General features: G+C 61.0%; 7 protein-coding genes. 2 read left to right on the forward strand and 5 right to left on the reverse strand.

The genetic code is table 11. From position 1 onward, the window contains the following. Positions 1–181: 181 nt before the first annotated feature. The 5 genes from eppA to WF331_RS17205 all read right to left on the reverse strand — a co-directional run bounded on the left by eppA (position 182) and on the right by WF331_RS17205 (position 4323). Complete coding sequence (eppA, locus tag WF331_RS17185; RefSeq protein ID WP_016487266.1) at positions 182–358, reverse strand: EPS-associated small membrane protein EppA; 177 nt, start codon at positions 356–358, stop codon at positions 182–184. Between the two features lie 251 nt (positions 359–609). Further along, positions 610–1152 carry a helix-turn-helix domain-containing protein gene (locus tag WF331_RS17190; RefSeq protein WP_016499570.1) on the reverse strand — a complete coding sequence of 181 codons (543 nt, stop codon included), beginning with the start codon at positions 1150–1152 and terminating at the stop codon, positions 610–612. Between the two features lie 186 nt (positions 1153–1338). Beyond that, positions 1339–2757 carry a short-chain fatty acid transporter gene (locus WF331_RS17195; RefSeq protein WP_016499569.1) on the reverse strand — a complete coding sequence of 473 codons (1419 nt, stop codon included), beginning with the start codon at positions 2755–2757 and terminating at the stop codon, positions 1339–1341. Positions 2758–2932: 175 nt separating this feature from the next. Continuing rightward, the gene (locus tag WF331_RS17200) at positions 2933–3589 is read right to left on the reverse strand and encodes a CoA transferase subunit B (RefSeq protein WP_340623136.1); all 657 of its coding nucleotides are present in this window, start codon (positions 3587–3589) and stop codon (positions 2933–2935) included. Positions 3590–3624: 35 nt separating this feature from the next. Continuing rightward, positions 3625–4323 (reverse strand): CoA transferase subunit A, encoded by a 699-nt coding sequence (locus WF331_RS17205; RefSeq protein WP_016499567.1) that lies wholly within the window; start codon positions 4321–4323, stop codon positions 3625–3627. A 140-nt stretch (positions 4324–4463) separates the two neighbouring features. On the opposite strand from WF331_RS17205, the gene WF331_RS17210 reads away from it, so the two are divergent. Together WF331_RS17210 and WF331_RS17215 are read left to right on the forward strand one after the other, a co-directional pair. Further along, on the forward strand, positions 4464–5369 hold the full coding sequence (locus WF331_RS17210; RefSeq protein WP_016499566.1) for a LysR family transcriptional regulator: 906 nt from the start codon (positions 4464–4466) through the stop codon (positions 5367–5369). Continuing rightward, positions 5357–6178 carry an aldo/keto reductase gene (locus WF331_RS17215; RefSeq protein ID WP_016499565.1) on the forward strand — a complete coding sequence of 274 codons (822 nt, stop codon included), beginning with the start codon at positions 5357–5359 and terminating at the stop codon, positions 6176–6178. Before WF331_RS17210 ends, WF331_RS17215 begins: the two co-directional genes overlap by 13 nt. Positions 6179–6293 lie beyond the last annotated feature (115 nt).

Raw genomic sequence — 6293 nt, forward strand, 5'->3', positions numbered from 1 at the left:
GCCGCGATGGCCTCGTCTTTCCTGGAGGCCCCAACCTTGACGCTGTACAGGTAGGCTGCCTTGCTCTGCAAACCAAGGCCTTTCAAGGGCTACTGGGAATATAGCAACGGTTGGGAAATTCACAAGCCAGGCCCCGGGCTTGCAACAACCTCTGCCCACGCTGCAAAAAAGGCGGTCAGCCTCAGATTTTTCTTCTGTTTGCCACCAGCACAAAGCCAACCACTGCGAAGGCTAACAACCAGCCGGCGGTTGAAACAGGAATGATACTGTTTTGGTTTACATATGAATCTGCCGCACGCGCAGCGCCACTCAGCAACACCAGCAAGAACATCGATTTGATAATCAGAGTCGTGCGCATACGCCCCTCCAAAAAAACAGGAAAATCAATTAGTTATTTGCTCGGTGTGGCGGGAGTTGTTTCGCTGTTGACTTGAGCTTATGGGCACAATGACACTACGTCAATGATCCGACACCATAATAAAATTCAATGGGAGATGGGGGTATTCGTCAAAATACCGACATGCAAATTATGCAAAGAAATGCCGCTGCAAGGGACGCTGCGTTTCACGGATGAGAATACGTGGGGGCGTTGCCCTGCCCCCTGTGGTTTTATTCGTCTGCGTGGTGAACCACGACCAGCAATTGCGCCGGCTGGGCACCTACCGAGCGTAGTCGGTGCGGTGTCTGGGCGTTGAAATGCAAGGCATCGCCCTGCTCCAGCAGCACCCGTTCGTTCATGAAATCCACCTCCACCTGGCCTGCGTGCACAAACAGAAACTCCTCGCCCAGGTGTTCCTTGAACGTGGGGTCGCTGAACTCGTTCGGCGGCTGGATCAGAAACGGCAGCAGGCTGCGCTGCCCGACTTGGCTGGTGAGGGCTGCATAGCCCGGCCCTTGCCCATCGCCTACCAGGGCCTGACGTTCGCCATGGCGCACCAGGCTGTAGCGGCTCTGGCCGGCCTGCTCTTCAGCGAACAGCTCTTCGACATTGACGTTCAATGCCCGTGCGAGCTTTAGCGCGGCGGCAATCGAGGGTGTATTCAGGCCGCGCTCGACCTTGGACAGGTAGCTTTTGGTCATGCCGGTCTTCTCGGCCAGCATTTCCAAGGTCATTCCCAGTTTCTTACGCAGCAGTTTCAATCGGATAGACATGTGACGCGGGTTTCCCAGGCTGAGGCAGCCTGGTAATGATACGTGGACTGCCGGCGAAATGCTGGGGCTGCTTTGCAGCCCATCGCCGGCAAGCCAGGCTCCCACAAATAATGCATCACTTTTTGACCATGAGCCGTACCTGTGGGAGCTGGCTTGCCGGCGATAGGCCGCACAGCGGCCCTGCCTTCATGGCATCACAGGCGGTACGTATTGCAGCGTCGTACCCAGCGCCCACAGCAACACCAGCACCAACGGCACGTGCACCAGCAACTGCACGAACGAGAAGCCGATCAGGTCGCGCGCCTTGAGCCCCAGCACGCCCAGCAGCGGCAGCATGTAGAACGGGTTGATCAGGTTCGGCAAGGCTTCCGCAGCGTTGTAGATCTGCACCGCCCAGCCCAGGTGGTACTGCAGGTCGTTGGCCACCAGCATCACGTACGGCGCCTCGATGATCCACTTGCCACCGCCCGACGGGATGAAGAAGCCCAGTACCGCCGAATACACCCCCATCAGCACGGCATAGGTGTCATGGGTGGCAATCTGGGTGAAGAACAGCGAAATATGGTGGGCCAGCGTCTGTTCATCGACACCCTTCACCTGGGTGAGAATGGCCGCGATGGAGCCGTACAGCGGGAACTGGATCAGTACTCCCGTGGTGGTCGGTACGGCACGCGCCACTGCGTCAAGAAAGCTGCGCGGGCGCCAGTGCAGCAAGGCACCGAGCATGATGAACAGCAGGTTGTAGGTATTCAGCCCGGAGATCGCGGTAATCGCAGGCTTGGTGGCGAACTCCTGATAAAGCCAGCCAGCGGCCAGGGCCACCAGCAGCAGGATCAGGATCGGGCTGTGCTCCAGCCACTCACCCGGGCGAGTACGCTGCGGTGCAGGTGGCGCGGTGAAGCTGGGGTCGACGCCGCAGTCTTCGGCGCTACGTGCACTGTTCGGGCCTGGGGCCGTGGCATAGGCGATGAACAGCGAGACCACCACCAGCGCCGCCAACATGACGCCGGACTGCCAGAGGAAGATGGTTTCAGTGAACGGAATCACGCCGGTAATCGACAGGATCGAAGGTGGCAGGCTGGCCGGGTTGGCCTGCAGTTGCGCCGCCGACGATGACAAGCCCAGTGCCCACACTGCACCCAGGCCCAGGTAGGCGGCCGCGCCGGCGGCGCGGTAGTCCATCTTGAGATCGGTGCGCCGCGCCAGCGCGCGTACCAGCAGGCCACCGAATACCAGCGACAGCCCCCAGTTGAGCAAGGAAGCCAGCATCGAGATGAGCGCTACCCAGCATACTGCCGAGCGACCATTGCCGGGGATGCGCGCCAGGCGATCGATCAGCCGCGCGGCGGGCGGCGAGCTGGCCACCACATAACCGCCAATGACCACGAAGGCCATCTGCATGGTGAACGGGATCAGGCTCCAGAACCCGTCACCAAAGGCTTTGGCGGTGTCGGTCGGCTTGGCCCCCATGGCCAGGGCACCGATGCACACCAGCAGCACCGCCAGGGCGGCGAATACCCACGAGTCGGGGAACCAGCGTTCGGCCCAGTTGGAACAGCGCAAGGCAAAGCGCGCGGAACGGCTGTCTTGGATTTCAGCGGCCACAGTGGAATTCCTTTTATTGGTTTTATCGGATAAATCAGCAAAAACACAAAACCCCTGTAGGAGCAGCCTTGTGCTGCGAAGAGGCCAGTACAGACAAACATTATGTGAATGCCTGCACTGGCCCCCTTCGCAGCACAAGGCTGCTCCTACAGGGGAATGTATGAAGCCCGTTGAATCAGAAGGTCATTTCCTTCACATCATCCGGCACGATCAGCTTGCCGGCGGTTTTCGCGATGATCTCTTCAACGCTTACCCCTGGCGCGGTTTCGCGCAGGATGAAGGCGCCGTCTTCGATTTCCAGGTAGGCCAGGTCAGTCAGCACCTTGCGGATGCAGCCGGCGCCGGTCAGCGGCAGGCTGCATTGCGCCAGCAACTTGGACTCACCGTCCTTGGAAGCGTGGGTCATGGTGACGATGATGTTCTCGGCGCCAGCCACCAGGTCCATGGCACCACCCATGCCCTTGACCAGCTTGCCGGGGATCATCCACGAGGCGATGTTGCCTTGTACGTCCACTTCAAAGGCACCCAGCACGGTCAGGTCGACGTGGCCACCACGGATCATGGCGAACGATTGTGCCGAATCGAAAATCGAGGCGCCGCGGCGGGCGGTGACGGTTTGCTTGCCGGCGTTGATCATGTCGGCATCGAGGGTGCTTTCGGTCGGAAACTCGCCCATGCCGAGCAGGCCGTTTTCCGATTGCAGCATCACATCCATGTCTGCGGGTACGTAGTTGGCCACCAGGGTCGGAATGCCGATGCCCAGGTTGACGTAGTAGCCGTCTTTCAGTTCACATGCGACGCGTTGCGCCATCTGTTCGCGGGTCAGTGCCATGGTCAGGGTCTCTTTGTTGTTCTGGTGGATGGCGCTCAGGCCTTGACGGTGCGCTTTTCGATACGCTTCTCGAAGGTGCCGACGATGACACGGTCCACGTAGATGCCCGGGGTGTGGATTTCGCTGGGCAACAGCACGCCGGGTTCGACGATCTCTTCCACTTCGACCACGGTGATCTTGCCGGCGGTGGCAGCCAGCGGGTTGAAGTTTTGCGCGGTGTTGCGGTAGACCACGTTGCCGTAGTGGTCGGCCTTCCAGCCCTTGACGATGGCGAAGTCACCGGTAATGGATTCTTCAAGGATGTACTTGCGGCCCTTGAACTCGCGTACTTCCTTGCCCTCGGCAACCGGGGTGCCGTAACCGGTGGCGGTGAAGAACGCCGGGATTCCGGCACCGCCGGCGCGCATCTTCTCGGCCAGGGTGCCCTGCGGGGTCAGCTCCACGTCCAGCTCACCGCTGAGCAGTTGGCGTTCGAATTCGGCGTTTTCTCCCACATAGGAGGCGATCATCTTGCGAATCTGCCGGTCTTCCAGCAACACGCCGAGGCCGAAGCCGTCGACGCCGCAGTTGTTCGACACTACGGTCAGGCCCTTGACGCCACGTCGCTTGATTTCGCTGATGAGGTTTTCCGGGATGCCGCACAGGCCGAAACCACCGGCCAGCACTGTCATGTTGTCGGTCAGGCCTTCGAGGGCCTGTTCGTAGGTTGCAACGCGCTTGTCCAGTCCGGCCATGCTGATCCGCCTTTTGTAGTTGTAGAACCGACGAGGCTGTCGGTGAGCGTGTGCAGACATCTTCACCGCACGCGACTGATTTGTTAATTTTGTTTTCGTCATCGATTGATAACTTTTACAAAACAAACAATAGGCCTGTCATGAACGTCAAGCAACTGCGTGCCTTTGTCGCCGTGGCCAAGTACCAGAGCTTCGCCCAGGCCGGTGAGCACCTGCATATATCGCAGCCCGCCCTGAGCCTGACCATCAAGGCCCTGGAAGAAAACCTCGGCGGCGCCCTGCTCAGCCGCACCACGCGCAGCGTCAGCCTGACCGCCGAGGGCGAAGTGTTGCTGCCGCTGGCACGGCGCCTGCTGGCAGACTGGGACGACACTGAAGAGATGTTGCGCCAACGTTTCACCCTGCAACTGGGCCGGGTGTCGGTGGCGGCCATGCCAGCCTTTGCCGGCAACCTCCTGCCCCAGTCGCTCAAGGTATTTCGCCAGTGCTACCCAAAGGTCAACGTCACGGTGCATGACGTGATCAACGAACAGGTGCTGGAACTGGTACGCCATCGCCGCGTCGAACTGGGCATCGGCTTCGAGCCGGACAACATCGACGGGCTGGATTTTCACCCGTTGTACCTGGACCGCTTCGTCGCGGTGGTACCGGCCGACTCGCCCCTTGCGCTGCTGCCTCAGGTCAGCTGGGCACAGCTGATGGCCGAAGACTTCGTGGCCCTGCAACGCCCTTCGGCGGTGCGCCTGCTGATGGAGCAGAATGTGGCCACCCACCACGGCAAACTGGCCGTGGCATTCGAGAGCCACCAGTTGGCAACCATTGGCCGCATGGTCGCCAGCGGCCTGGGGGTCAGTGCCGTACCGGCGCTGTGCATCAACCAGATGCAGGAGCTCGGCGCCCGCTGCATTACCTTGGTGGAGCCCACCGTCGAGCGGCGCATCGGCGTGATTGCCCTCAGTGAACACAAGCTTTCCACCGCAGCGCAAGCGCTGCTTGAGGTTCTGCTTTCCAATACACGGATCCCGGAGGTGACATGCGTTACGTGAAACTGGCAGGTTCGAGCGTTCCGGCCATTGGCCAGGGCACTTGGTACATGGGTGAGGACCCCGGCCGCAAGGCTGCCGAAGTGGCGGCCCTGCAACAGGGTATCGAGTTGGGCCTGACCCTGATCGACACCGCCGAGATGTATGCCGAAGGCGGCGCGGAAGAAGTGGTTGGCCAGGCCATTGCCGGGCGCCGCGACCAGGTGTTTCTGGTCAGCAAGGTGTACCCGCACAATGCCAGCCAGCGCGGCATGGCGGCCGCCTGCGAGCGCAGCCTCGCCCGCCTGGGTACCGACTGCATCGACCTGTACCTGCTGCATTGGCGTGGCCAGCACCCCCTGGAAGAAACCGTCGAAGCCTTCGAGCGTTTGCGCGAGCAAGGCAAGATCAGGCGCTGGGGCGTGTCCAACTTCGACGTCGACGACCTGCGCGAACTGCACAACCCTGAATGCGCCACCAACCAGGTGCTGTACAACCCGGCGCAGCGTGGCATCGAATTCGACCTGCTGCCGTGGTGCGAAAAGCGCGCGCAGCCGACCATGGCCTACTGCCCGCTGGCCCAGGCCGGGCGCTTGCTGCAGCACCCGGTGCTGGCAGAAATTGCCGAGCGCCATGGCGCCACGCCGGCCCAGGTCAGCCTGGCCTGGGTGACCCGTAGTGACGGAGTGATCGCCATCCCCAAGGCCGTGGCGCCCGAGCATGTGCGGCTTAATGCAGCCGCAGGTGCGCTGACCTTGAACAGCGAGGACCTTCGGGCAATCGACCGGGCGTTCCCGGCACCGACGCGCAAGCAGCGGTTGGCGATGGTGTAACTCACGAGCCGTGAATCGTTTTTATCTTGCCGATCTGAAAGCGTGCGCGGCCCCTGTGGGAGATTCTATGGTTTTCAGCAAGGCGCTTTCCCACCCTTGGTGACATATTCGTCCT

The sequence above is a fragment of the Pseudomonas sp. YNh genome (assembly GCF_037993085.1).
Classification (GTDB): domain Bacteria; phylum Pseudomonadota; class Gammaproteobacteria; order Pseudomonadales; family Pseudomonadaceae; genus Aquipseudomonas; species Aquipseudomonas putida.